Genomic DNA, 24446 nt, shown 5'->3' with positions numbered 1-24446 from the left:
GTCTGTATGCGGTCTTCGTTGGGATGTCGGCGAACCGACCGGCCGATTCTTGGCGCGGAGGCCGGGACATGCGTAAAGACGAGGTGAGTTCCGCGATAATTGGTGCTCCACATGCCCGAATCGTGCGGTCACGCGCATCCGGGCCGTGATCGTCATCCACCCGTTCGCCGCGCGTCCGCGGCGTCTGCGCAGGAGTCCCGCGTGGCCACGCTCGCCGACTGGCTTGCCCGCATCGAGAAGCAGCACCCCAGGGCCATCGACATGGGGCTGGAGCGCGTGCGCGAGGTTGCAGCGAGGATGGGCCTGGGACGGCCCGCCAAGCAGGTGATCACCGTCGCCGGCACCAACGGCAAGGGCTCGACGGTGGCCTTCATCGAGGCGATCGCACGCAGTGCCGGCTGGCGAAGCGGCGCCTACACCTCCCCGCATCTGCTTGCCTACAACGAGCGCGTGCGGATCGACGGCAGCGATGCCGTCGATGACGCGCTCGTCGAAGCCTTCGAGGCGGTCGAGGCGGCGCGCGGTGCGACCCCGCTGACCTATTTCGAACACGGGACACTGGCCGCGCTGTGGTTGTTCGAGCGCGCCGGCCTCGACCTCGCGATCCTCGAGGTCGGCCTCGGCGGGCGCCTGGACGCGACCAACGTCGTCGACCCGGACGTGGCGGTGATCACCACCGTCGATGTCGACCACCAGGACTGGCTCGGCGAGGACCGCGAGGCGATCGGGCGCGAGAAGGCGGGCGTCGCGCGTGGCTGGCGACCGCTGGTGCTCGGCGACGACGACCCGCCGTCGAGCGTGCTGCGCCATGCCTATGCGATCGGCGCTTCGGCGCTGCGGATCGGCTGCGACTTCTTTTTCGAGCCGCCGCCGCCCGAGGGCGGGCACTGGCGCTGGCGCGAGGTCGGCTACGAACTGGAACTGCCGATGCCGGCGCTGGCCGCACCGGTGCAGTTGCGCAATGCCGCGGTCGCGATCGCCGCGTTGCGGGCACTGCCGGCGCCACCGAAGCCGCTGCCGGCGTCGGCGATCGCCACCGGCATGGCCACTGCGGTGGTGGCCGGACGGCTGCAGCGCTTCGAGCGGGATGGCGTGAGCGTGCTGGTCGACGTCGGCCACAACCCGCAGGCGGCGCGGGCGCTGGCGGAATGGCTGCGCGCGCAACCGGCGGCTGGACGGACCCGCGCGGTGTACGCGGCGCTGGACGACAAGGATGCGGCCGGGGTGGTCACCGCCCTGGCCGAGGAGATCCACGACTGGTTCCTGGCAGGGCTGGAGGATGCCGGGGCGCGCGGCAGCGGTGTCGATGCGCTGGCGGTGCGCCTGGCCGGCACCGCGGCGGCGGCCGGCCGGCGCAATGCCGACGTTGCCACTGCGCTGGCCGCGGCCCTGGCCGGGGCGCAGGCCGGCGACCGGATCCTGGTGTTCGGCTCTTTCCACACCGTGGCGGCGGCGTTGCAGGTGTTGCGCTGAAGTCCTCAGCAGGATGTCCGCGACAGCCGCGACTGAACCGTGACCCACCCCGGGAACAGGCGTCCAGGCGGGCAGGGGTATAATCGCGTCGCGAATCGTCCTGGCCTGCGGGACTCCGAACAGCCTCCTGGACCTGCCTAGTGGAACCTGCCCTGAAACAGCGCATGATCGGCGCGATCGTCCTGGTCGCGCTCGCCGTGATCTTCCTGCCGATGCTGATCAAGGGCCCGGCTCCCGAAAGCGGAGTGGCCGACATCCCGCTCGATGCGCCCGAAGCGCCGCAGGGCGAATTCGAAACCCGCGAGCTGCCGCTGGTCGCGCCTGGCGACGCGCCGGCTGGCGGCGTCGTCGGCATGGACCCGGAGAGCGGCGACGGGCGACTGCCGACCGTCGAGGCCGGCGATTCGACCGAGGCCGGTGGCGACGCGATGATGCCCGCCACCACCGCCGGCGGCGACTACGCGGTGAGCTTCGGTACCTATTCCAGTTCGCGCGACGCCGAGATGGTCATCGTCGCGCTGAAAGGCGCGCGTCTGCCCGGCTACCAGGAAACGGTGGCCGGCGATGATGGTCGCGCCCTGTACCGCGTGCGGATCGGGCCGTTCGCGACCCAGGCCGATGCCGAGGCCGCACGGGTGCGCGCTGGCGGTGTCCACGGCGGAGTCGTGCCGCGGGTGATCGCACTGAATGCCGATGCCGCCACTCCGGCCGGGTCGCCGCTGGCCGCCGGACCGGCGGCGCCCGAGCCGCCTCCCGAACCGGCTCCCGCTCCCGCAGCCGAACCGGCTGCCCCGCGCGGGACCGCGACAGCCCGGGAAGAACGACCCGGGCAGCAGGCTCCGGCGGCGGCGCCCGCAACTCGGCCCGCTGCGCCGGTTGCCGCCGCGGTGGGCTTCGCGGTGCAACTGGGTGCGTTCAGCCATGCGGAAGAGGCCGGCAAGCTGCGCGATCGCGCGCGCGCGGCCGGCTTCACCGCGTTCATCGAACAGGTCAACACCGACAAGGGCACGCTCAGCCGCGTGCGGGTCGGACCGGTTGCCAGTCGTGGTGAGGCGGAACAGTTGAAGGCACAGGTCGCCGCCCGGCTGGGCATTGCCGGGATCGTGCGGCCGCATCCGTGAGAAGGATTCTCCCGACGTCAGAAGGAGCTGGACAATGACGGCGATCGATTGGGTACTGCTGGCGATCGTGGCGATATCGGCCCTGCTCGGGCTGATGCGCGGTTTCGTCGGCGTGATGCTGTCGCTGGTGTCGTGGGTGCTGGCCGGCGCGGTCGCCTATGGCTTCGGCGACGATGCCGCGGTGATGCTGGCCGAGACCGCGAACCCGAGCATGGGCTACGTCGTCGGCGGCTACGTGCTGTGCTTCGGCACCGTGCTGGTGTCGGTGAAACTGCTGAGCTGGTTCATCCGGCGGCTGCTCGAATCGGTCGGCCTGTCGAGCCTGGACCGTGGCCTCGGACTGGCGTTCGGCGTGCTGCGCGGCGCGCTGTTCGCATGCGCGCTGGTGCTGCTGATGGGCTTCACTTCGTTGCCGGGCGATGCCCAGTGGCACCGGTCGCAGACCATCCCGTTGTTCGAGCCGGGCGCGCGCTGGCTGCGTGACCTGCTGCCGGCGGCGATCGCACAGCAGGTCAGCTTCGACAGCGCAGGTCCGTTGTCCGGCGACAGGCTGCGTCAGCAGAGCCGCGCGCTGGGGCCGCTGGTCGATGGCGGCGGCATGCTCGGCCAGGATCCGAACGAACTGTTGCGCTCGCTGGGCGGTCGGTCGGCGGACCATGGCGCTGCTCCTGCCGGACAGGCGCTGCCGCTGCCGTTGCCGGACCTGCAGAACCTGCCGGACCTGCAGGGCCTGGATGGCCTGCAGAGCCTGGAGGATCTGATGCCGCGTCCTGACGGGTCGCCACCGCGGGCCGGCAACGCGCCGGCACCCGCGGTGGATCCGGCCAACGTCGACGCCGGCAACGGCCTGGGCGGACAGGCCTACGATCCGGCGGCGGTGGATGGTCCATCGTCGGGGCCATCACCGCAACGCTCCAGGTAAACTAGCGGCCGCGGCCGGCGCGATCATCGCGGGTGGCGCGACCCCGGGGCGCCCTGGGGATTGCGCGCATCATGGATGGGCACCGGTCGCCCGCACGGCGTTCCGCATCGCCGGTGCGGATGCCGGTCGCACGGCGGCAGGCCGGACCGATCCGCGGAGCGGATCGGCGCGTGCGGATCGGACACGCGAGTGCCGATCCTGCCGGGCAAGCTCGGGTTCCGGCCCGTCTTGCGACGTCCGGGCGAATCCGGGATGGATCCGCCCAGGCCCTCCTTCATCACCCAGCAGGACATACGCGCCATGTGCGGCATTATCGGTATCGTCGGCCAGAACGACGTCGCGGCCCAGTTGTACGACGGACTCACGGTGCTGCAGCACCGCGGCCAGGATGCGGCCGGCATCGCCACCGCCGAAGGCACGCGGCTGCGCGTGCACAAGGGCAATGGCCTGGTCCGAGACGTGTTCGACCAGGCCTCGATGCAGTTGCTGCGTGGGCGCATCGGCATCGGGCACTGCCGCTATCCCACCGCCGGCAGCGAGGGTTCCGACGAGGCGCAGCCGTTCTACGTGAACTCGCCGTTCGGCATCGTGCTCGCGCACAACGGCAACCTGATCAACACCGAGGCGCTGCGCGACGAGGTGTTCGCCCAGGACCGCCGCAACGTCAATACCGAGTCGGACTCGGAAGTGCTGCTGAACGTGTTCGCGCACGAGCTGGACATGCAGAAGGCGCTCAGCCCGGCGGCGGTGTTCAAGGCGATCGAGGGCGTGCACCGGCGCTGCGTCGGCGGCTACGCGGTGGTCGCGGCGGTGCTCGGGCTCGGCCTGGTCGCGTTCCGCGATCCGCACGGCATCCGCCCGCTGGTGCTCGGCCGGCGCAGCAAGGACGGCCGCGACGAGTACGCGGTCGCCAGCGAGTCGGTCGCGCTCGACCTGACCGGTTTCGAGCGCGTGCGCGACGTGCGTCCGGGCGAGGGCGTGGTCGTGACCGAGGACGGCCAGCTGTTCGCCCAGGCCTGTTCCGAGGAACTGCCGCATACGCCGTGCCTGTTCGAGTACGTCTACTTCGCGCGGCCGGATTCGATGATGGACGACGTCTCGGTGCACAAGGCGCGCATGCGCATGGGCCAGACCCTGGGCGAGAAGATCCTGCGCCTGCGTCCGGATCACGACATCGACACCGTGATCCCGATCCCGGACTCCTCGCGCGACGCCGCGCTGGAGGTGGCCAACGTGCTCGGGGTGAAGTACCGCGAGGGCTTCATCAAGAACCGCTACGTCGGCCGCACCTTCATCATGCCCGGCCAGAGCGAGCGCGCGAAGTCGGTGCGCCGCAAGCTCAATCCGATCCCGCTGGAGTTCCGCAACCGCGTGGTGCTGCTGGTCGACGACTCGATCGTTCGCGGCACCACCAGCCAGCAGATCGTGCAGATGGCGCGCGAGGCCGGTGCGCGCAAGGTCTACCTCGCCTCCGCCGCGCCGCCCGTGCGGCACCCGAACATCTACGGCATCGACATGCCCACCCGCGAGGAGCTGATCGCCTACGGCCGCGACGAACGCGAGATCGAGGCGCTGCTGGGTTGCGACTGGCTGATATACCAGGACCTCGACGATCTGGAGCAGGCGGTATCGGGCCCGAAGCACCGGATCGCCCGTTTCGACTCCTCCTGTTTCAACGGCGAGTACATCACCGGCACCGCCGACGACTACTTCGAGCGGGTCAGGCATCTGCGTTCGGACGAAGCCAAGACCCGTCGACGCGCGTCGTGATCCGGCTGCGGCCGACGACGATGCGGGGATGCGCCGCGTGATCTCCCTGTTCGACGCCGCGCTTGCTTGCCTGGACGCCGACGCGCCCGACGAAAAGGTCGCGTCGACCCTCGCCCATGCCGAAGCGTTCGCACGCGGCGAGCGGCCGGTCGTCGTGGATGCGCCGCCACCGGAACCGATCCGCATGCCGGGCCGCCCCGCGCGCCCGCGGCTGGTTCATCCGCGCGAACTGCCGCGGCGCGGACCCGGTACCGACGAGGGGCGGGCGGCCTTCATCCATGCGATCGCCCATATCGAATTCAACGCGATCGATCTGGCCTGGGATGCTGTCTACCGCTTCCGCGGACTGCCCGATGCGTACTATGCCGACTGGGTATCGGTCGCCGCCGACGAGGCCCGCCACTTCCGAATGCTGCGTACGCGGCTGCGCGAGCTCGGCCGCGACTACGGCGACTTCGACGCGCACAACGGCCTGTGGGAGATGGCCGAGAAGACCGCGCACGATGGCCTGTCCCGGATGGCGCTGGTGCCGCGCGTGCTGGAGGCGCGCGGGCTGGACGTGACGCCGGGCATGATCGTGAAGCTGCGCGCGCTCGGCGACGAGGCCACCGCCGGGATACTGGAGGTGATCCTGCGCGAGGAGATCGCCCATGTCGCCGCCGGTTCGCGCTGGTTCAAGTGGTACTGCGAGCGGGCCGGCGTCGATCCGGCGACACGCTTCCGCGAACTGCTGGCCGAATACGCGCGCGCGGTGCTGTACGGCCCGTTCAATCTGTCCGCGCGCAGTGCCGCGGGCTTCAGCGACGAGGAGCTGGAGGCGTTGGCGCGGGCCACCGGTTGAGCGGGGCCGTCACTCCGGGTGGAAGTGGAGGTACATGCAGTACAGCCCGCCGAGGATCGTGTGCCAGACGACGACCTTGAAGACCCATCCGTCGTCCTCGACGTTGAATCCGGCCTTCCCGAATCGCGAGAAGAACGTGATTTCGCCGCGAACGAGACCCGTCAGGCCGAACAGGATCAGGATGGCGCCCGCAAGCAGATACATCGCAATACCTCCTTGTCGTCACGTCATGGACTGACGGTCACGGCAGTGGCAGGCCTTCCAGCCGGGCGCCATCACGGTCGACGCGCAGCACCGAGCCCTGTTCGTACCAGTCCCCCAGCACGATGCGCCGGCAGGCGTGGCCGTCGACGTCGAGCTCGTGCACCGCAGGGCGGTGGGTATGGCCGTGGATCAGGGTATCGATGCCGAAACGGTGCAGGGTCTCGCGTACGGCCACCGGAGACACGTCGGTGATGGTCTCGAACCGGCCGCGGTCGCCGTCCTTCATCTCCGATTGCCGCCGCATGCTGGCCTCGCGCGCCTGCTGCGCGAACGCCAGCCTGGCCTGCAACGGCTGCGCCAGGAACCGGGCCTGCCAGTGCGGGTCGCGCACCTGGGCGCGGAACTGCTGGTAGGCGGTGTCGTCGGTGCACAGCAGGTCGCCGTGCATCAGCAGGACGGGGCGTCCGTACAGCATGATCACGGCCGGGTCCGGCAGCACGACCATTCCGGCGCGGCGGGCGTAGGCGTCGCCGAGCAGGAAGTCGCGGTTGCCGCGGATGAAGAACACCGGCACGCCCGAATCGACCAGCGTCCTGACCTCGGATGCGACGGTTGCGCCGACATCGGACGGATCGTCGTCGCCCACCCAGGCCTCGAACAGGTCGCCGAGGATGTACAGCGCATCGGCATCGCGGGCCTCGCCGCGCAGGAATGCGACGAACACGGCGGTGATGTCCGGGCGCTCGGGATCGAGATGCAGGTCGGAAATGAAGAGAGTGGTCATGCGGCGATTGTAGTGGCTGCGGGTTGCCGGCCTGTCGTCGGGCGCCACCCGGACCTTCCCGGGTCCGGCACGGCGAACCGGCAACCCGGTAAAATGATCGACTTGTCCGCCGCCGTCCCAGATCACCGAATGACCACCCGCACCCGTTTCGCTCCCAGTCCCACCGGCTATCTGCACATCGGCGGCGCGCGCACCGCGCTGTACTGCTGGCTGGAGGCGCGCCGCGACGGCGGCCAGTTCGTGCTGCGGGTCGAGGACACCGATCGCGAGCGCAGTACTCAGGGGGCGATCGACGCGATCCTGCAGGCGATGGAGTGGCTCGGGCTGGACTACGACGAGGGTCCCGTCTACCAGACCTCGCGCCTCGATCGCTATCGCGAGGTCGCCGAGCGGATGCTGGCCGACGGCGCCGCCTACTACGCCTACGAGACCCGGGAGGAGCTGGAGGCGATGCGAGAGGCGGCGATGGCCGCCGGCCTGAAGCCCCGCTACAGCGGCGCCGCGCGGGATGCGGGGCTGCCATACCGCGATGATCCGAACCGGGTGATCCGCTTCCGCAACCCGCAAGGCGGCTCGGTGGTGTGGGAGGACAAGGTCAAGGGCCGCATCGAGATCAGCAACGACGAGCTCGACGACCTGGTGATCTTCCGTTCCGATGGCTATCCGACATACAACTTCGCCGTGGTGGTCGACGACATCGACATGGGCATCACCGACGTGGTGCGCGGCGACGATCACGTCAACAACACGCCGCGGCAGATCAACATCTACCGGGCGCTGGGTGCGCCGGTGCCGCATTTCGCGCATCTGCCGATGATCCTCGACGAGCATGGCGCCAAGCTGTCCAAGCGCACAGGCGCGGCCGACGTGATGCAGTACCGCGAGATGGGCTATCTGCCGCATGCGCTGCTGAACTACCTGGTGCGGCTGGGCTGGTCGCATGGCGACCAGGAGATCTTCTCGGTCGCTGAGATGACCCGGCTGTTCGACCTCAAGGACGTCAACGCCAAGGCCTCACGCCTGGATCCGGCCAAGCTGGGCTGGCTGAACCAGCAGTACCTGAAGTCCGACGATCCGGCCGACGTCGCCATGCACCTGGACTGGCACCTGCGCGCGCAGGGTCTGGATCCTTCGAAGGGGCCGGCCGCCGCCGACATCGTGATCGCGTTGCGCGACCGGGTGCAGACGCTGAAGGAGATGGCCGAGCGGGCGAGGGTCTGGTTCCAGCCGTTGACCGAATACGACGACGCGGCCGTCGCCAAGCACCTGACCGACAAGGCGCGGGCGCCGCTGGCCGACGCGCGCCAGCGTATCGCCGCGCTGCCGGAGTGGAGCGCCGAGGCGATCACCGCGGCGCTGCAGGCGACTGCGCAGGCGCTGGAGATCGGCATGGGCAAGGTCGCCCAGCCGATGCGGGTGGCGATCACCGGAACCCAGGTCAGCCCCGACATCGGCCACACGGTGTACCTGTGCGGCCGCGACGAGGCGCTGGCGCGTATCGACGCCGCGCTTGCAAAAATGCCCAAAGCGCCCTAAATCAGGATCATGGATGCGCCGCACGCCTGCACCGACCCCAAGCACCACGTCCACGACGCCGCCGGTTTCGTGCGCGAGGTCGAGCGGCTGTGCAAACAGCGCGGCCTGCGCCTGACCCCGATCCGCGCGCATGCGCTGCAGCTGATCGCCGATGCCGGGCGTCCGGTCAAGGCGTACGACCTGCTCGACCAGATGAAGGCGACCCACGATTCGGCGGCGCCGCCGACGATCTATCGCGCGCTGGACTTCCTGCTCGAGCACGGCTTCATCCACAAACTCGCGTCGATCAACGCCTTTGTCGGATGCCATCATCCGGGCGCCGAGGCGCACGCGGTGCCGTTCCTGATCTGCGACAAGTGCCAGTCCGCGACGGAGCTGGAAGACGAGGAGATCGTCGCCTCGCTCGACCGGCGTGCCCGCGCGCTGGGCTTCACTCCGCAGGCGCAGACGCTGGAAGTGCACGGCATCTGCGCCGGGTGCGCGCCAGGGAGCTGAGCCCCGGCCGGGCCGTCCCTCGCGCGCGGCAACGATTTCCTAACCACGCCGCCGGAGACGCCGGCTAGAGTGCGCCGGTCATCGTCGCGACCGGAGCAAGGATGCACTGCGGACAGGACAGGCGGGACCAGCTGGCACGGATCGCGTTGATGGCCTTCGTCGCCGGCCTGCACCTGTACGCGTCGTGGTGGCTGCTGTTCCGGTTCCAGCTCCAGGTGCCGATGTCCGCCAATGTGGATGACGAGCCGGTGCTGCTTGTCCGTTTCATATCCAGGGCGCCTACCGAACCGGAAGTCGGGACGACGGCTGCGCCGGCTGCCGTATCGCCGGCACGGGCGAGGATCGCCCACACCCCCGAGTCGCCATCGCGGCCAGTGCCGGGGGAGACCTCGGCGGTGTTCCTGCCGTCAGGCGACACGCCGGCACCGCAACGGCCGCTGGATCTGTCGGTGCCCGGGTCCGACGAACCAACCGGATTCGCAAGGCCCGATCCTCTGGCCTCGCGCGCCACGCTCGATCCGCGCAGCACGCGTTTCGCCGACGACTGGGCGACCGACGGCGACGCGGTCGAGAAACTGAAGGAGGACTCGGTGGTCGCGCGGACCCTGCTCGGTCTGTTCGGCGGCCGCGACAGCTGCACCGCGAAGGCGATCCGCGAGCGCCGCAGGGACTGCGTAGGCGCCGATCACCAGCCTGGGCTGCACGAGGCGTTGCAGGGACGTTGAACGCAGAACGGGCGCCACCTCGCAGCGGCGCCCGTGGATTTCTGCAGAGGGCGGATCAGAAGAACGCGCGTACGCCGAACGCGATCCCGCGACCCGGCAGCGGTGCAAGGTCCTTCAGGAACGAGGTATGCGCGCGCGCCTCCTCGTCGAGCAGATTGGTGCCGTCGACGAACACCTCCCAGGCGCCGCCGGACGCGGTGTCCATGTGCCAGGCCAGATGGGCGTCGACCAGGGTGTAGCCCGGCGTCGACTCCTCGTTCTCGGCGACATCGTCCTGTTCGGCATAGCGGGTCGCACCCAGCGAAGCGCGCCACGCGCCCATCGCCCAGCGCAGCTCTCCGCCGACGCGGGCGGGAGCGATCCGCGGCAGGTTGCCGCCACGCGCCAGCGCCGCGGTGTAGTCGTGGGTGTGGTCGCCGTGGGGCACGGAGATGTCGAAATCGCGGGTACCGCTTCCGCTCAGCTCGCCGCGCACGACGTCGCCGAACACGCGCAGGTCCCAGCTGCCGCTGGCGTTGTCGGCGAAATTCCAGCTGCCTTCGGCCTCGGCACCGTTGAAGCGCGCATCGTCCTGTGCCCACACCCGCACCGGACCGCCGTCGTCGATACCGGTATCGGCCAGGTAGATGAAGTCGTCGAAGCGTGCGTGGTAGATCGATGCGCCGAGCCTGAACGGTCCGCGATGCCAGTGCAGGCCCAGTTCGGCGCGGTTGGCGGTCTCCACGTCGAGGTCCGGGTTGCCCAGTTCGACGCTCGCGGTGGCCACGTGCAGGCCGTTGGAATACAGCTCTTCGGCGGTGGGTGCACGCTGTGCGCGGTCGAGGCCGAAGGACAGGTGGAAGTCCGGGCTGACGTTCCAGCGCATCGAGGCCGACAGGCTGGTGGTGTTGAAATCGCGATCGGGGCCGATCGCCTCGGCCTCGTCGATGTCGATGCGGTTGCGGTCGTGGCGCGCGCCGAGCTCGAACTTCAGGGCGCCGAACTCGCGCTGACCGATCCAGAACAGGCCGGCGTCGCGCGACTGCGAGGCCGGCACGAAGGCTTCCTCGCCAATCGCCTGGAAGTCACGCTCCGCCCACTGCAGGCCGATTGCGCCGTCCCAACCCATCAGCGGACGATGGACCAGCTCCAGCCGCGCCTCGGTGCTGTCATTGTCGAACACGGTACCGACTTCGTCGCCTTCGTACTCGGTGTGGGTGTAGTCGGTGTGGGCGATCTTGCCGCGCAGGGAGACGAACGGGCCGATGTCATCGAGGCCACCGCGCAGCTCGGTGCGGCGCTGGTCCATCACGATCCGGACCGGTCCCTCTTCCTCGTGTTCCTCTTCGTCGTGATCGTGGTCGTCGTCATGGTCTTCTTCGTGTTCGTGCGAGTGGCCGGGCACCCCATAGCGGGTGTTGAAGAGGCTGACGCCGACGCCGAGGAAACCGCGCTCGCCGACCCAGGACACGCCCAGTGCGCCGGCATCGGTACGTACCGCGCTGTTGGGCAGAGTGCCGTGGGCACCTTCTTCCTCGTGCCCTTCCTCGCCGTCGTGTTCCTCGTCCTCGTGCGCGTGCTCGCTCTCGGCGAAGCCGGGAATGTCGTAGTCGCCGGTCTCGCGATGCAGGGCGTCGAAATGGAACACGAGGTTGCCGCCGGCGGAGGTGCCGTCAAGGCGGACCATGCCGGTCTTCTCGTCGTTGACGGTGCCGGCGCGCAGTTCGGCACGACCCTCCAGCGGCCTTTCGGTCGCTGCCTCGGGAATTCGCCCGTCGATGACGTTGACCGCGCCGCCGATCGCGCCGCTGCCGTAGAGCAGGGTCGCCGGTCCCTTCAGCACCTCGATCTGGTTGGCCAGGAACGGCTCGATCGTGACCGCGTGGTCGACGCTGACCGTCGACACGTCGCCGGCGCCGAGGCCGTCGCTGAGCACCTGCACGCGCGCGCCATCGAAGCCGCGCACGATCGGTCGGCCGACACCCGGGCCGAAGTACGTCGACTGCACGCCGGGCAGCTTGGAGACGGTCTCGCCGAGCGAGTTGGCCTTGGCCTCGTCGAGCTTCTCGCCGGCCAGTACCTCGACCGGACGGGTCAGGTCCTCGGCAGTACCGGCTAGCGGCGTGGCGCGCACCTGGACCGCGTTCAGATCCACCGGTTCATGTTCGTGTTCCTGATCGGCCGCGGCGTCGGGCGCCGCATGCAGTAATGGAGAGCCGGCCATCAGCGCGGCGGCGAGGGCGATCGACAGGGGGAGGGGGCGTGGAAAGGTGCGGGAAGACATGGGCATCGGGTAAAGTGGCGTACCGGGATAGTCGAAATGTTATACTATAACTATTCGAGATCCAGCCCCTGTCGTACGTCATGCCTCCCTCCCGAATCCGTCTCGCGTTCCGTCGTTTCCTCGACCGTATCGGTGCGATCGGCTCGCTGCTGTGCGCGGTGCACTGCGCGTTGCTGCCGATCCTGATCGCGACCCTGCCTTCGCTGGGCGTGTCCGGCTGGTTCGACGACGGCTTCGAGCTGGCGTTCGTGGTGTTCGCGACCGGGCTGGGTCTGTTCAGCGTCGTCTGGGGTTACCGGCGCCACCGTGCGGTGCGGGCGCTGTCGCTGCTGGTCCCGGGGTTGCTGGTGCTGTGGATCGGCGTGCTGTACCGGCCCCTGCACGAGGCCCTGCTGCCGCACGCGGTGGCGATGACCTTCGGCGGCACCCTGGTCGGCCTGGCGCATCTGGCCAACCTGCGTCTGAACCACGGCCACGTCCACGACGCGACCTGCGCGCATTGAGCCGGTGCTGGGCACCTGGATCGATTCCGGAACCGGCTACCTGGTTGCGCGAATTCCGGGCCGCGGCCCTGCACTTCCTTTGCGGCATGGCACGCCAGGCGTTCGCCGACCCGCGCGGCACTACCGCGCCGTCGGCGCGTCGTCCTTGCCGGGGAAGCCTGGCCCAGGCCCCGGCAGCATCGATTCGCATGCTAAAATGCGCGGTCACGCCTCGTGGCGTATCCCGATAGCGCGTCCTCGCCGACTGCGCGTCATCTTCAACACCATCTCGACAGATTCGGAGCAAGGAACATGGGCAAGGGCGACCGCAAGACCGCCAAGGGCAAGCGTTACAACTCCAGCTATGGCAACGCCCGCTCGCACGCGGCGGTGACCAAGGCGACCGGTTCGGCTTCGGCGCCGGTGGCGAAGAAGGCGACCAAGGTCGCCAAGGCCCCGGCCAAGAAGGTCGTCGCCAAGAAGGCGGCCGCGAAGGAGTAAGCGACGCATCGCCGCACGAGGCGATCCGGCGGGCGGTTCGACAAAGAACGGCGGGCATGGCCCGCCGTTCTGCTTTCCGGCCCCTGTCGGCCGCCTTCCTTTCGCCGACATGCCTCCCACCGGTATGTTCCGCCCGCTTGCGACGGGAGTCAGCCGACGCGGACGAAATCGCTGACCCAGTTCGGTTCCCAGCTCCTGCCGCCGTCGGCCGAGCACGACTGTTCCCAGCGCGCGGAGTCGGCGGCGATATGCGACCAGACCACGCGGGTCTTGACTGGCCGGCCACGCAGGGTGTCGTCGCCGACCAGGACGCGGCGGTCGTCATCGGCGGCGAAGCTTCCGCCCACCGGCGGATCGAGCCGCGACGGGTTGCGGCTGTCGATCCACCAGCTCAGCCACTGGCCTGTACCCGTGTCGTAGCTGCGGACGCTGACCCCGCGCACGTCGCCGCCGGGAAAGTGCATTACGTTGTCGCCGACGTTGCCGTACCCGCCCAGTACCGGCCAGTTGTTCAGGGTGCCGTCGAATTCGTCCCAGTCGTCGCTGCCGACCAGGCGCTCGCGCAGGCGGCGGTTCCGTACCTTCCAGCGGCCGGCGAGAAAACTGAAGTCGGTGGGTGCGCCGGGCAGCATCGGCAACGGGTCCGGCGTTTCGGACGTACGAGTGAACCAGTTGCGCCAGTTCACTTCCCAGGTGGCGCCATCGTCGGGCGAGAACGCCTGTTCCCACCATGGCCGCGGACCGTGGATGTCGTTCCAGCGGAAGCGCATCAGGATCGGCTGTCCGCGAAGAGTGTCGCGGCCGGTGAAGGTGCCGGTATCGCCTTCGAAGCCGCCGCGCACGGCCGGATCGATGCGGGTCGGGTTGCGTCCGTCCAGCCACCAGATCGCCCACTGCGCGGTCTCCGGATCGAACACCCGCAGCCCCAGGCCGCGATAGCTGCCGTCGGGCAGTTCCAGGCTGTTGTCGTCGATCGTCCCCAGCCCGCCCATCGTCAGCCACATCGCGCTGCGCCCGGTGAACTCCTCCCAGCGGGTGTCGCCGACCAGGCGCTCCTTGAGCCGGCGATGATGGACGTCCCAGCTGCCGTGCAGCCAGTCCCAGTCATGCGCATGCGGGACGTCCGGACGGTCGGTCGCGGCCCGTGCGCCACGCATCGCGGGAAACAGGCCGAATGCGGCGGCGCCGCCGGCGAGCGCGGCGGCGGCAAGAAAACGGCGACGGGGTGGCGAAAAGCGGCCGTTGTGCGGTGGGTCGAATGGTGGGTTCATGGCGGCTCCCTGGATGGGCGTCAGCGGCCGCTTGCTGCAGCGGCCGCGGTCGACGCGACGTCCCGATCATGGAAGACCGCCTCGGTGTCGACGATCCGAATTCGGTCCGTTAGGCTAAGTCACACTTATGGTCGGTTACCGTCGCCTGCCGTCGCTGCACTCGATCCGCGCGTTCGAAGCGGCCGCGCGTCTGGGTGGGTTCGCCCAGGCGGCGCGCGAGCTGGATACCTCGGCCGCTTCGGTCAGCTACCACGTGCGCCGGCTCGAGCAGCAGATCGGGGTGCGTTTGTTCCGCCGCCGGCCGCAACGGGTCGAGCTCACCCGCGCCGGCCGGCTGGTGGCGCGGGAAACCAGCAATGCGTTCGCGGCGTTGAGCGCCTGCTTCATCAAGGCCGCAGAGACCGACGAGGCCTGTCTGTCGCTCACCGCGCTGCCGAGCCTGGGCACGAGCTGGCTGACGCCCAGGCTTGGCGGCTTCCGCCGGACGCATCCGGAGATCGCGGTGGAGCTGGACCTTTCGGCGGAGGCGCAGGACCTTGTCGATGGTCCGTTCGACGCGGCGATCCGGAACGGGCACGGCAACTGGAGCGGCCTGCGTGCGCTCGAGCTGTTTCCCAGCATCTTCATGCCGTTGTGCGCTCCCGGCCTTCGTGACGCGGCCGCCGCGATCGACGACCCGCGCATGCCGCTGCCATTGCCGCTACTGGGGCGACCGGACTGGTGGCGGTGCTGGTACCGCGCGCGCGGGCTGCAGGACGTGGCGTTGCCGGGACGCTTCGGGACCAGCTTGTCGGCCGAGTATCTGGACATCGCCGCGGCGGTGGCCGGTCACGGCGTGGCGATCGGTTCGCCAATCCTGTTCCGGGCCGAGCTGGAAGCCGGCCGACTGGTTCCGGCGCACGATTTCGTCGCCGCCGACGGCCGCACGTTCTGGTTCACCTATCCGGTCGCGCGTCACGACAGCTGCAAGATCGCGGCATTCCGGGACTGGCTGCTCGACCAGGCGGCGGATGCGGTGCGCGCCGCACGCCTGCATGTCCGCCGCGCGGTGGTCGCGGCAGTCGACTGAGCCGACGGTCAGGCCACCATCCGCCCGCCGGCGAACACGCCGCGACAGAGGCGGCCGCCGAGCCAGTAGCCGAGCTCGGCCGGGTGGGCGATATCCCACAGCACGAAGTCGGCGCGGGCGCCGATGCGCAGCACGCCGCGGTCGTCCAGGCCCAGCGCGCGCGCGGCGTGCACGGTCGCGCCGCGCAGCGCTTCCCCGGGAGTCAGGCGGAAGTGGGTACAGGCCAGTTGCATCGCCTGACGCAGCGACAGCAGAGGTGCGGTGCCGGGGTTGCAGTCGGTCGCCACCGCCATCGGCACGCCGTGCTCGCGGAACGCATCCAGCGGCGGCAGCTTCGTTTCCCGCAGCACGTGGAAGGCACCCGGCAGCAGCACCGCGACGGTGCCATGCTCCGCCATCGCGCGCACGTTGTCCTGGCTGGTGTACTCGACATGGTCGGCGGACAGGCCGTCGAACGCGGCGGCCAGTCCGGCGCCGCCGAGATCGCTGAGCTGGTCGGCATGCAGCTTGACCGGCAGGCCGAGCGCACGTGCGGCCTCGAATACCCGCCGGGTCTGTTCCGGACTGAAGCCGATGCCCTCGCAGAACGCATCGACCGCGTCGACAAGACCCTCGCCGTGCAGCACCGGCAGCCATTCGATCACCGCGTCGATGTATCCGTCGGCGTCGTCGGCGAACTCGGGCGGCAGCGCATGTGCGGCGAGGCAGGTCGCACGCACCTCGATGCCGAGCACCTCGCCGATGCGACGCGCGACCCGCAGCATCTTGCGCTCGTTGGCGAGATCCAGACCGTAGCCGGACTTGATCTCCAGCGTGGTCACGCCGTCGGCGACCAGCGACTTCGCGCGCGGCAGCGATTGCGCCAGCAGCGCGTCCTCGCTGGCTTCGCGCACCGCATGCACGGTCGACAGGATGCCGCCGCCGGCGCGCGCGATCGCCTCGTAGCTCTCGCCGCGCAGGCGCATCTCGAACTCGCGCGCGCGGTCGCCGGCGAACACCACATGGGTGTGGCAGTCGACCAGGCCGGGGGTGATCCAGCCGTGCGCTTCGATCACCTCGTCGGCGAGCGTGTCCTCGCGGCCGGGCAGGGCGTCGCGCGGGCCGACGTAGGCGAGCCGGCCGTCGCGCCAGCCGAGCGCGGCGTCGCGGATCTCGCCATAACCGTCGGCGCCGTCGAGGGTGGCGAGCGAGACGCCGGTGATCAGGCCGTCCCAGCGGGCGGCCCCGGAATCGGAAGGGTCGGCGGAATCAGTCATCGGAGGGCTTCGGGGTTGGCGGCGGTGTCGGTGGCGGAGCCTGCAGGTGCGGCACCAGGCGTTGCGCGAGCGCCTTGTAGATCGGCGTCGGACAGCACAGGCTGGAACAGGCGCGCGCGATCAGCACGGTGGCGAGGATCGGCAGCAGCAGTTCGTGATTGTCGGTCAATTCCATCGAGATCACCGCCGAGGTCAGCGGCGCCTGGGTCACCCCGGCCAGGTAGGCGCACATGCCCAGCAACACGATCGCGGATGGATCGACGCGCGGAAACAGTCCGGTGAGGTTGTCGCCGAGACCGGCGCCGACCGCCAGCGCGGGCGAGAACAGGCCGCCGGGAATGCCGGCCAGGTAGGAGACCAGGTTGGCGGCGAACTTGGCGATGCCGAACTCCGCGCCGGGGGCGTCGCCGCGCACCAGCAGTGCCTGCGCCTGCTCGTAGCCGGTGCCGAACACGCTGCCGCCGAGCGCGATTCCGAGCGCCGCCAGCAGCAGGCCGCACGCGGTCGCGAACAGCACCGGGCGGTTGCCGCGCAGGCGTCCGAGCCAGCGCGGACGGCCGTCCGCGGCGGCGATCACGATCCGCGAGAACAGCCCGCCGAGCACCCCGCACAGCACGCCGCAGGCGAGGATCGCCAGCCACCCCTCGCCGAACGGCAGACGTGCGCGGATATGGCCGAAATAGGCGTAGTCGCCGAGCACGCCCAGCGATACCACGCCGCCGACGATCACCGCGGTCAGCAGGGTGCCGGAGAAGCGCTGTTCGAACGCGCCGCTGAGCTCCTCGATCGCGAACACCACGCCGGCCAGCGGTGTATTGAACGCGGCGGCGATGCCGGCCGCTCCACCGGCGAGCAGGAAACGCGAGGCCTGGTAGGGATCGCTGTAGCCGACGCGCCTGCCGATCGCGTGCATGATGCCGGCGCCGACGTGCACGGTCGGGCCTTCCCGTCCGACCGAGGCGCCGCCCAGCAGCGACACCACGGTCAGCAGCAGCTTCAGCGCGGACACCTTCAGCGACAGCTGCGCGGCGCGGAAGTCGTCGCGGCCGATCCGCAGCGATGCGATCACCTGCGGGATGCCGCTGCCGCGTGTCGCGGCCAGACCTCCGCAGGTCGCCCAGGCCAGCGCGGCGAAGGTCGCCGGCGTCAGTGCCAGCGCCCACCACGGCGAGTGTGCGCTGATCGCGACGAACACGCCGAACGCCGCGTCGCCGACCTTGGCGAATGCGATCGCCGCCAGCGCCACCGCAACCGCGCCGCCCCACAGCGCCAGTCGCCGCTTCCAGGCCTCGCGCGACCACAGCAGGGCCGGGCCGTCTCCATCGGGATCGGGCGAAGGGAAAGCGCGGGAAGCCATCGGCGCATTGTAGGTCATGCTTCGGGTGCCCCGGCCCCGCATTTCAGCCGATGCGCGGCAAATGCGCGACAATCGTGGTCGCCCCCTTACGAACCGATACGACCGCCGCCGATGACCCGCAACTCGATTCCCGCCGGCATGTACTGGAGTCCCGACGACCACCGCGGGAGCGGCTGGCGCGCGGGGATGCGCGCGGAGGTCGACGGGCACGGACGCATCGCCCGGCTCCAGCCGGTACAGGCCGGCACGCATTTCAGCCGACACGCGTCGGACCGGATCCTCGTGCCCGGCGTCGCCAACCTGCACTCGCATGCGTTCCAGCGGGCGATGGCCGGAATGGCGGAACGGCAGACCCGCGATCGCCGGGAGGCCGTCGCCGACTCGTTCTGGACCTGGCGCGAGACGATGTACCGCTTCGCCGCGCGCTTCACGCCCGACACCCTGTACGCGGTCGCCGCGCAGCTTTACGCGGAGATGCTCGAGGCCGGCTACACCACGGTCTGCGAATTCCACTACCTGCACCATGCGCCCGACGGGCGCCCGTACTCGGATCCGGCGGCGATGTCGCAGGCGCTGGTCGCGGCTGCGCGTGACACCGGCATCCGCATGACCCTGTTGCCGGTGCTGTACATGACCGCCGGCTTCGACGGCGCCCCGCTCGGCGAACGCCAGCGTCGCTTCGGGCACGACGTCGATGCCTACCTGCACCTGGTCGACAGCCTGTGCGAGGACGTCGCGAGCTACGGTGCCGTGGACGGTGTCCACCGCGGCGGAACCCATCACGGCATGCTGCACGTCGGTTGTGCCATGCACAGCCTGCGCGCGGTGCCGCCGGATGCGATGCGTGCCGTGCTTGCCGCGTTGCCGCCGGCGATGCCGGTCCACATCCATATCGCCGAGCAGGTGGCCGAGGTCGAGGATTGCGTCGCGATGCGCGGAGCGCGGCCGGTGCAATGGCTGCTCGACAATGCCGCGGTGGATGCCCGCTGGACCCTGGTCCACGCGACCCACCTGGATGCCGCCGAAACGGCCGGGGTCGCGCGCAGCGGCGCGACCGTCGCGATCTGCCCGACCACCGAAGCCAATCTCGGCGACGGCCTGTTCCCGCTGCGGGATTTCCTGGACGCCGGCGGCCGCTGGGGAATCGGTTCGGATTCGCACATCTCGGTGTCGCCGGTCGAGGAACTGAGGTGGCTCGAGTACGGACAGCGGCTGGTCACCCGCCGCCGCAACATCACGGTGGGCGCCGAGACGCCCAGCGTCGGCGATGCCCTGATGCGGGGCGTCGCGGCCAGCGCCGCGTCGGCGTCCGGCCACGCGATCGGTTTGCTGGCCGCCGGTCAGGCCGCCGACGCGGTGGTGCTGGACGGCGCCGCCGCGCAGTTGACCGGCGCGACCGTCGACGATCTGCTCGACCGCTGGATCTTCAGCGGCAACCGCAATCTCGTCGACGAGGTGTACGTGGCCGGCCGGCGCGTGGTCGACGGCGGCCGCCACCGCGACCGCGATGCAATCGCCACCCGTTACCGCGACGCGCTAGCCGTGCTGATGCGGGACTGACGGCGCGACCCGGCCCCGAGCGGCGTTTCGCGACCCGGGAGCGGCCTTCGTCGGGGACTGGTGGGGTTTCGTCGCACGCCACGGCAGGCCGCACGGAGGCCGGGCAGGCTGGCAGCGTCCCCAATCAGCAAGGAGTGCCGACGATGAGCCCGAACCGCCCCAGGACCGTTTCTTCCCTCGTCGCCCCGCTGCTGGCGGCGGCGCTGGCGGTGCCTGCGGGCGCCTGCGCCGCCAGTCCATCGGCTGCGACCGGCGGCGACGCATTGAGGACGACCGTCGAAAAGCGCCTGCTCGGCGACCGCACCGGCGCCTGCTTCGCGGTCGCGGTGATCGACGGAACCGGCGACGGCGATTTCGACGTGCGCCGGACCTTTGCCTGCGCCGATGGCAGCACGGCTCCGAGGATCGGGCCGGCCAGCGCGTTCGAGATCGGTTCGGTCACCAAGACGATGACCGCCGCCCTGCTTGCCGGATTGATCGAGGCCGGTCAGGCCGATCTGGACGATCCGCTCGCAGGCTATCTGCCCGGCGACGTGCGGGTCCCGACATTCGAGGGCCAGCCGGTCCGGCTGCGTCACCTGGTCACCCATACCAGCGGGCTGCCGGCGCTGCCGCCCGGCGTCGAAATGTCGGATCCCACCGATCCGTACGCGGCGATCACGGCGGATGATCTGCTGGCCGCGCTTGGCCGCAGCACGCTTGCGCAGGCGCCTGGCGAGCGTTTCGAGTACTCCAACTTCGCTTCGATGCTGCTGTCGTATGCGATCGCCCGCCGCGCCGGTGAGGATCTGGAAACGCTGCTCGACACGCGCGTCTTCACCCCGCTCGGGATGGGCGGCGCCTACATCAACGATCGTCCGCAAGGCATCGAAGAGGCGGCCGGGCACCTGCCGAGCGGCAAGGTCACGCCGGCCTGGCGCTTCCGGACCGACCTGGCCGGAGTGGGCGGCGTGCGCGCCACCCTCGACGACATGGTCGCCTATGTGCGCGGCCAGCTCGGCGCCGCACCGGAGCCGCTCGCGGCCGCGATCGGACTGACCCAGCAGCCGCTGTCGACGCCATCGGCGCAGCCGATCGCGATGAACTGGATGCTGGCGCCGCTGGACGGTCGGACGGTGCACGCACACGAGGGCGGCACCGGAGGCTTTTCCTCGTTCGTCGCCTTCGACCGTGAACGCCGCCGCGGCGTGATCGTGTTGTCGGACACCGCGATGACGACGCTGGGCGGACTCGGCAGCCTCGGCCAGCATCTGCTCGATGCGCGCCTGCCGCTCGGCGCGCCGCGCAAGGCGACGGCCGCTCCGCCGACGCTGATCGAAGCGCTGGTCGGCGACTGGCAACTGCAGGGCGGACCGGCGATGACGCTGCGGCGCAACGGCGATGCGCTGGAAATCCAGGCGACCGGCCAGCCTGCGTTCGCGATGGGTTACGACAGTGCCGGCGACTTCTATCCGCTCGCCTTCGATGCGTTGCTCTCGCCGCAGAAAGGCGCCGATGGCAGCTACCGCTTCGTCTGGCACCAGGGCGGCGGCGTGCTGGCGGCGCGTCGGATCGACGCCAACGCCGACGCCGCGCCGACGCTCACCGCGGAAGCGCTGGAGGCATACGCCGGCGAGTATCCACTCGATCCGACCGACCTGGTGCTCAGCGTGCGGGTGCAGGGCGACGCCCTGTTCGCGCAGGCTACCGGGCAGGGGGCGTTTCCGTTGACGCCTGTGAAGGACGACGTGTTCGAGGCGGCCGCGTACGGGATCGAGATCCGCTTCCGGCGCGGCGACGACGGCGCGGTCGACGGCCTGACCCTGCTGCAGGGCGGGCAGACCCTGCGTGGCGTGCGACGCTGACATCATGCCGACGTCCGCCCCCACCGACATGCGCGCCGGGACGACCTATCCGCTCGACGCAGCGCTGCCGCCGAAGGTGCTGGTCGGCGGCAACACGGTCTGGAGCCGGTATCGCCAGTACCCGGTGTTCAGTCTGCCGTGGCTGCGCGGCCGCAGTTTGCTGTTCGCGATCGTGCTGGCCCTGTTCGCGCTGGTCGCCGGCTTCGGCATGGGGCTGTCGACCCGCGATTACGAGGTTGGAGTGCTCTCCGGCGGCCATCTGTTCGTCGCCTTCATGCTGATGGCGACCGCGGGTCCCGCATTGGCGACCTGGGTGCGCTACCGGCGCTGGCCGGCGACGCGCGAGCGCCGTGCGGTGGTACTGGCGGTGCTGGTCGGCATCGCGATCAGCTTCGCCGTCGATCAATGGGCCTCGGGCTACGTCGAGCGCGAAGTCGTGACGGCGATGCAGGAAGCAGGACAGCGGGTCTCCGGCAAGCCGGACCTGTCGGGCTTCGAGCGCGGGCTCGCATTGGCGGTCAACCTGGCCGTGTTGCTCGTGATCTACGGCCTGTTCGGCGGCGGGTTGGCGCTGCGCGCCTACTTCAGCGAACAGCGGCGCTGGGAACAGGAACGGCACCAGGTAGAGGTCGCGCGCCTGCGCCGGCTCAAGCACGACAGCGACCTGCGCCTGGGCGCGCTGCAGGCGCAGGTCGAGCCGCACTTCCTGTTCAATACGCTGGCATCGGTGCGCGCGCTGGTGCGGCAGGATCCGCTGCAGGCCGAGCAGACCCTCGACGCGCTGGTCGACTACCTGCGCGCGACGATTCCGCGGCTGCGCAACGGCGATGCCGGCAGCGCCGGCCTCGAGTCCACGCTCGGCCAGCAGCTCGATCTGTGCGCCGCCTATCTGGAGGTGATGCGGTTGCGCATGGGCGGCCGGCTGGTCTATCGGATCGATGCCGAGCCGGCTTTGCGCGGGCGCGCCTATCCGCCGCTGCTGTTGATCACCCTGGTCGAGAACGCGATCAAGCATGGCATCGAGCCGAAGCGCGGAGGCGGCGAGGTGGTGGTGTCCGCCCGTGTGGCCGACGGCATGCTCGACGTCGAGGTCCGCGACGATGGTGTCGGCCTGCGGCCGGGCATCGGCAGCGGGGTCGGCCTGGAAAACGTGCGCGAGCAGCTGCGTGCACGGTATGGCGGCCGCGCCGCGTTGCGGCTGCAGGCCGCTCCCGGCGGTGGTACCGTCGCCGGGATCCGGATCCCGGCCGCGGAGGCGGCATGAGCATGCGCGACCCATCGACCGAGGCGCCGACCGTGCTGGTCGCCGAGGACGAAGCGCCGCAACGCGCCGCGCTGCTGGCCATGCTGCTCGAGACGTGGCCGGAACTGGGCCGGGTCCAGGCGTGCGAGGACGGCGTCGAGGCGCTGCAGGCGGTCGCCGCGCAACGACCGCAGGTCGCCTTTCTCGACATCCGCATGCCCGGCGTCAGCGGCCTGGACGTCGCCCGTGCGGTGGTCGCCTACGGCGGCCAGGTGGTGTTCACCACCGCCTTCGACGAATACGCGATCGGCGCGTTCGAGGCCGGGGCCCTCGACTACCTGCTCAAGCCGGTGCAGCCCGCCTCACTCGCCCGCGCGGTCGCGCGCGTGCGCGAGCGCCTGGCCCAGCCGGACCGCGCGGCGCTGCGCGAGCGGGTCGATGCGCTGGAGGCGCGGCTGCGGCCGACCGACGGGCGCCTGGTCCGCTGGATCAGCGCCAGCATTGGTGACAGCGTGAGGATGATCGGCATCGACGAGGTGCTGTTCTTCCAGGCGCAGGACAAGTACGTGCGCGTGGTCAGCGACGACAACGAGGCGGTGATCCGGACACCGCTGAAGGAGCTGCTGGCCGGGCTCGATCCCGATGCGTTCTGGCAGGTGCACCGTGGGGTGATCGTGCGGGTCGCCGCGATCGACTGCGTGCACAAGGACGAACTGGGCAAGTGGCGGTTGCACCTGCGCGGTCGCGACGAGGCGTTGCCGGTGAGCGCCGCGTTCCTGCATCGCTTCCGCGGCATGTGAGGTGGTGGGCGGCGCCCCCTTTCCTTCCCAACTCCTCCGGAGGTCCTCAGCCGGCGCGCGCGAACAGCGCGTTGAGTTCGCCGTAGGGCACCGCGTTGTCGAATCGGCGTGCGGTATCGCCGCCCAGGAACCCGCGCACCGCCTGCAGGCCGGCGGCGAACGCATGCTGGAACACGCCTTCGCCGGCGCTGACCCGGCGCACGCCGGCACGCTGCAGTTCGGCCAGCGGCGGCAGGCCGGGCATCGCCATCACGTTCAGCGGCAGTGCGGTGCCGGCTGCGACCGCGGCGATCTCGCGACCGTCGGCGATGCACGGTACGAACGCACCGTCGGCGCCGGCTTCGGCGTACAGCGCCAGCCGTTCCAGCGTCATCGCCACCGCCTGTTCGCCATCGGCCATCCCGCGCAGGTAGACGTCGGTGCGTGCGTTGACGAACAGCGGCATGCCGTCGAGCGCGGCGCGGATCGCGCGGATCTTGCGGGCCAGCGATTCCGGGGTGCCGGCGCCGTCCTCCAGGTTGATGCCGACCGCACCGGCCTCGGCGACCTCGCGCACCAGCGCGGCGACCGCCTCCGGATCGTCGCTGTAGCCGTCCTCGACGTCGATGCTGACCGGTACCGTCGTGACCCGGACGATCTCGCGGACCTTGTCCATCAGCGCGGTGCGCGGCAGTGCACCGCCATCGGCATGGCCGCAGGCCCAGGCCATCGCGGCGCTGCTGGTGCCGATCGCCGGTGCGCCGGCGTGCTGCCACAGCGCCGCGCTGGCAGCGTCCCAGGCGTTGGCGATCAGCAGCGGCGCATCGCTGCGGTGCAGGGCGGCGAAGCGGGCGTGCAGGTCGGCGTGCGTGTCTTGGGACATCGGCTGTTCCGTCGTGGCTGGAGAGACGGCAGCATCGCAGAGGGCAGGCCAGGCGGCTCGCCGTTTC

22 protein-coding genes are annotated in these 24446 nt (G+C 70.3%); 15 read left to right on the top strand and 7 right to left on the bottom strand.

Translation table 11 applies throughout. The features are described from left to right. The first annotated feature begins 201 nt into the window (after nt 1-201). The 5 genes from folC to L3V18_RS05580 all read left to right on the top strand — a co-directional run bounded on the left by folC (nt 202) and on the right by L3V18_RS05580 (nt 6127). The gene (gene folC / locus L3V18_RS05600) at nt 202-1473 is read left to right on the top strand and encodes a bifunctional tetrahydrofolate synthase/dihydrofolate synthase (RefSeq protein WP_343226306.1); all 1272 of its coding nucleotides are present in this window, start codon (nt 202-204) and stop codon (nt 1471-1473) included. Between the two features lie 140 nt (nt 1474-1613). Then, nucleotides 1614-2594 (top strand): SPOR domain-containing protein, encoded by a 981-nt coding sequence (locus L3V18_RS05595; protein ID WP_237053647.1) that lies wholly within the window; start codon nt 1614-1616, stop codon nt 2592-2594. Between the two features lie 34 nt (nt 2595-2628). Further along, nucleotides 2629-3516, top strand: a complete 888-nt coding sequence (locus L3V18_RS05590) for a CvpA family protein (protein ID WP_237053646.1) — start codon at nt 2629-2631, stop codon at nt 3514-3516. A gap of 300 nt (nt 3517-3816) precedes the next feature. Further along, on the top strand, nt 3817-5286 hold the full coding sequence (purF, locus tag L3V18_RS05585; RefSeq protein WP_237053645.1) for an amidophosphoribosyltransferase: 1470 nt from the start codon (nt 3817-3819) through the stop codon (nt 5284-5286). Nucleotides 5287-5314: 28 nt separating this feature from the next. Beyond that, on the top strand, nt 5315-6127 hold the full coding sequence (locus L3V18_RS05580; RefSeq protein ID WP_237053644.1) for a ferritin-like domain-containing protein: 813 nt from the start codon (nt 5315-5317) through the stop codon (nt 6125-6127). Nucleotides 6128-6136: 9 nt separating this feature from the next. Here L3V18_RS05580 and L3V18_RS05575 read toward each other — a convergent pair whose 3' ends face one another. Both L3V18_RS05575 and lpxH read right to left on the bottom strand, forming a co-directional pair. Further along, nucleotides 6137-6331, bottom strand: a complete 195-nt coding sequence (locus L3V18_RS05575; RefSeq protein ID WP_237053643.1) for a hypothetical protein — start codon at nt 6329-6331, stop codon at nt 6137-6139. 37 nt (nt 6332-6368) lie between these two features. Beyond that, a complete protein-coding gene (gene lpxH, locus L3V18_RS05570) occupies nt 6369-7115 on the bottom strand; it encodes a UDP-2,3-diacylglucosamine diphosphatase (RefSeq protein WP_237053642.1) in 747 nt (248 codons plus the stop codon). 129 nt (nt 7116-7244) lie between these two features. Between lpxH and gltX the strand changes: the two genes are divergently transcribed. The 3 genes from gltX (at nt 7245) to L3V18_RS05555 (ending at nt 9871) form a co-directional block, all read left to right on the top strand. Then, nucleotides 7245-8651, top strand: a complete 1407-nt coding sequence (gltX, locus tag L3V18_RS05565) for a glutamate--tRNA ligase (protein WP_237053641.1) — start codon at nt 7245-7247, stop codon at nt 8649-8651. A 9-nt stretch (nt 8652-8660) separates the two neighbouring features. Next, complete coding sequence (locus L3V18_RS05560) at nt 8661-9146, top strand: transcriptional repressor (protein WP_237053640.1); 486 nt, start codon at nt 8661-8663, stop codon at nt 9144-9146. Between the two features lie 149 nt (nt 9147-9295). Then, complete coding sequence (locus tag L3V18_RS05555) at nt 9296-9871, top strand: hypothetical protein (RefSeq protein WP_237053639.1); 576 nt, start codon at nt 9296-9298, stop codon at nt 9869-9871. 55 nt (nt 9872-9926) lie between these two features. Here L3V18_RS05555 and L3V18_RS05550 read toward each other — a convergent pair whose 3' ends face one another. Next, nucleotides 9927-12134: a TonB-dependent receptor gene (locus tag L3V18_RS05550; RefSeq protein WP_237053638.1), complete on the bottom strand. Its 2208-nt coding sequence runs from the start codon at nt 12132-12134 to the stop codon at nt 9927-9929. An 80-nt stretch (nt 12135-12214) separates the two neighbouring features. Between L3V18_RS05550 and L3V18_RS05545 the strand changes: the two genes are divergently transcribed. After that, the gene (locus L3V18_RS05545) at nt 12215-12637 is read left to right on the top strand and encodes a MerC domain-containing protein (RefSeq protein WP_237053637.1); all 423 of its coding nucleotides are present in this window, start codon (nt 12215-12217) and stop codon (nt 12635-12637) included. Nucleotides 12638-12928: 291 nt separating this feature from the next. Beyond that, nucleotides 12929-13117 carry a 30S ribosomal protein THX gene (locus L3V18_RS05540; RefSeq protein WP_237053636.1) on the top strand — a complete coding sequence of 63 codons (189 nt, stop codon included), beginning with the start codon at nt 12929-12931 and terminating at the stop codon, nt 13115-13117. A 149-nt stretch (nt 13118-13266) separates the two neighbouring features. Here the strand turns inward: L3V18_RS05540 and L3V18_RS05535 are convergent, their stop codons facing one another. Next, nucleotides 13267-14388 carry a hypothetical protein gene (locus tag L3V18_RS05535; protein ID WP_237053635.1) on the bottom strand — a complete coding sequence of 374 codons (1122 nt, stop codon included), beginning with the start codon at nt 14386-14388 and terminating at the stop codon, nt 13267-13269. Nucleotides 14389-14515: 127 nt separating this feature from the next. Between L3V18_RS05535 and L3V18_RS05530 the strand changes: the two genes are divergently transcribed. Continuing rightward, a complete protein-coding gene (locus tag L3V18_RS05530; RefSeq protein WP_237053634.1) occupies nt 14516-15457 on the top strand; it encodes a LysR substrate-binding domain-containing protein in 942 nt (313 codons plus the stop codon). Nucleotides 15458-15465: 8 nt separating this feature from the next. Here L3V18_RS05530 and hutI read toward each other — a convergent pair whose 3' ends face one another. Together hutI and L3V18_RS05520 are read right to left on the bottom strand one after the other, a co-directional pair. Continuing rightward, the gene (gene hutI / locus L3V18_RS05525; RefSeq protein WP_237053633.1) at nt 15466-16713 is read right to left on the bottom strand and encodes an imidazolonepropionase; all 1248 of its coding nucleotides are present in this window, start codon (nt 16711-16713) and stop codon (nt 15466-15468) included. Beyond that, nucleotides 16706-18070, bottom strand: coding sequence for a chloride channel protein (locus L3V18_RS05520; protein ID WP_237053632.1), 1365 nt, complete (start codon nt 18068-18070; stop codon nt 16706-16708). Before L3V18_RS05520 ends, hutI begins: the two co-directional genes overlap by 8 nt. Before the next feature lie 111 nt (nt 18071-18181). On the opposite strand from L3V18_RS05520, the gene L3V18_RS05515 reads away from it, so the two are divergent. The 4 genes from L3V18_RS05515 to L3V18_RS05500 all read left to right on the top strand — a co-directional run bounded on the left by L3V18_RS05515 (nt 18182) and on the right by L3V18_RS05500 (nt 23517). Further along, a complete protein-coding gene (locus tag L3V18_RS05515; protein WP_237053631.1) occupies nt 18182-19630 on the top strand; it encodes a formimidoylglutamate deiminase in 1449 nt (482 codons plus the stop codon). Nucleotides 19631-19773: 143 nt separating this feature from the next. Next, on the top strand, nt 19774-21474 hold the full coding sequence (locus L3V18_RS05510; RefSeq protein ID WP_237053630.1) for a serine hydrolase: 1701 nt from the start codon (nt 19774-19776) through the stop codon (nt 21472-21474). A 4-nt stretch (nt 21475-21478) separates the two neighbouring features. Continuing rightward, nucleotides 21479-22738: a sensor histidine kinase gene (locus L3V18_RS05505; RefSeq protein WP_237053629.1), complete on the top strand. Its 1260-nt coding sequence runs from the start codon at nt 21479-21481 to the stop codon at nt 22736-22738. A 2-nt stretch (nt 22739-22740) separates the two neighbouring features. Next, on the top strand, nt 22741-23517 hold the full coding sequence (locus tag L3V18_RS05500) for a LytR/AlgR family response regulator transcription factor (RefSeq protein WP_237053716.1): 777 nt from the start codon (nt 22741-22743) through the stop codon (nt 23515-23517). A 46-nt stretch (nt 23518-23563) separates the two neighbouring features. On the opposite strand, the gene L3V18_RS05495 is transcribed toward L3V18_RS05500, so the two are convergent. Next, entirely contained in the window at nt 23564-24379 is an 816-nt protein-coding gene (locus L3V18_RS05495) for an isocitrate lyase/PEP mutase family protein (RefSeq protein WP_237053628.1), read from the bottom strand. Nucleotides 24380-24446 lie beyond the last annotated feature (67 nt).

The sequence above is a fragment of the Marilutibacter chinensis genome (assembly GCF_021725675.1).
Classification (GTDB): domain Bacteria; phylum Pseudomonadota; class Gammaproteobacteria; order Xanthomonadales; family Xanthomonadaceae; genus Marilutibacter; species Marilutibacter chinensis.
Note: the sequence above shows the minus strand (reverse complement) of the source record. Positions and strands in the feature narration are given on the sequence as shown.

What these genes read in the sequence shown, in the direction of transcription:
- L3V18_RS05530 (WP_237053634.1), top strand. Translation starts at nt 14,516, where the DNA reads ATGGTCGGTTACCGTCGCCTGCCGTCGCTGCACTCGATCCGCGCGTTC.
- L3V18_RS05535 (WP_237053635.1), bottom strand. Translation starts at nt 14,388, where the DNA reads ATGAACCCACCATTCGACCCACCGCACAACGGCCGCTTTTCGCCACCC.
- L3V18_RS05540 (WP_237053636.1), top strand. Translation starts at nt 12,929, where the DNA reads ATGGGCAAGGGCGACCGCAAGACCGCCAAGGGCAAGCGTTACAACTCC.
- L3V18_RS05545 (WP_237053637.1), top strand. Translation starts at nt 12,215, where the DNA reads ATGCCTCCCTCCCGAATCCGTCTCGCGTTCCGTCGTTTCCTCGACCGT.
- L3V18_RS05495 (WP_237053628.1), bottom strand. Translation starts at nt 24,379, where the DNA reads ATGTCCCAAGACACGCACGCCGACCTGCACGCCCGCTTCGCCGCCCTG.
- L3V18_RS05575 (WP_237053643.1), bottom strand. Translation starts at nt 6,331, where the DNA reads ATGTATCTGCTTGCGGGCGCCATCCTGATCCTGTTCGGCCTGACGGGT.
- gltX (WP_237053641.1), top strand. Translation starts at nt 7,245, where the DNA reads ATGACCACCCGCACCCGTTTCGCTCCCAGTCCCACCGGCTATCTGCAC.
- L3V18_RS05500 (WP_237053716.1), top strand. Translation starts at nt 22,741, where the DNA reads ATGCGCGACCCATCGACCGAGGCGCCGACCGTGCTGGTCGCCGAGGAC.
- L3V18_RS05555 (WP_237053639.1), top strand. Translation starts at nt 9,296, where the DNA reads ATGGCCTTCGTCGCCGGCCTGCACCTGTACGCGTCGTGGTGGCTGCTG.
- L3V18_RS05550 (WP_237053638.1), bottom strand. Translation starts at nt 12,134, where the DNA reads ATGTCTTCCCGCACCTTTCCACGCCCCCTCCCCCTGTCGATCGCCCTC.
- purF (WP_237053645.1), top strand. Translation starts at nt 3,817, where the DNA reads ATGTGCGGCATTATCGGTATCGTCGGCCAGAACGACGTCGCGGCCCAG.
- L3V18_RS05505 (WP_237053629.1), top strand. Translation starts at nt 21,479, where the DNA reads ATGCCGACGTCCGCCCCCACCGACATGCGCGCCGGGACGACCTATCCG.
- L3V18_RS05590 (WP_237053646.1), top strand. Translation starts at nt 2,629, where the DNA reads ATGACGGCGATCGATTGGGTACTGCTGGCGATCGTGGCGATATCGGCC.
- lpxH (WP_237053642.1), bottom strand. Translation starts at nt 7,115, where the DNA reads ATGACCACTCTCTTCATTTCCGACCTGCATCTCGATCCCGAGCGCCCG.
- L3V18_RS05510 (WP_237053630.1), top strand. Translation starts at nt 19,774, where the DNA reads ATGAGCCCGAACCGCCCCAGGACCGTTTCTTCCCTCGTCGCCCCGCTG.
- L3V18_RS05520 (WP_237053632.1), bottom strand. Translation starts at nt 18,070, where the DNA reads ATGGCTTCCCGCGCTTTCCCTTCGCCCGATCCCGATGGAGACGGCCCG.
- hutI (WP_237053633.1), bottom strand. Translation starts at nt 16,713, where the DNA reads ATGACTGATTCCGCCGACCCTTCCGATTCCGGGGCCGCCCGCTGGGAC.
- L3V18_RS05580 (WP_237053644.1), top strand. Translation starts at nt 5,315, where the DNA reads ATGCGCCGCGTGATCTCCCTGTTCGACGCCGCGCTTGCTTGCCTGGAC.
- L3V18_RS05560 (WP_237053640.1), top strand. Translation starts at nt 8,661, where the DNA reads ATGGATGCGCCGCACGCCTGCACCGACCCCAAGCACCACGTCCACGAC.
- L3V18_RS05515 (WP_237053631.1), top strand. Translation starts at nt 18,182, where the DNA reads ATGACCCGCAACTCGATTCCCGCCGGCATGTACTGGAGTCCCGACGAC.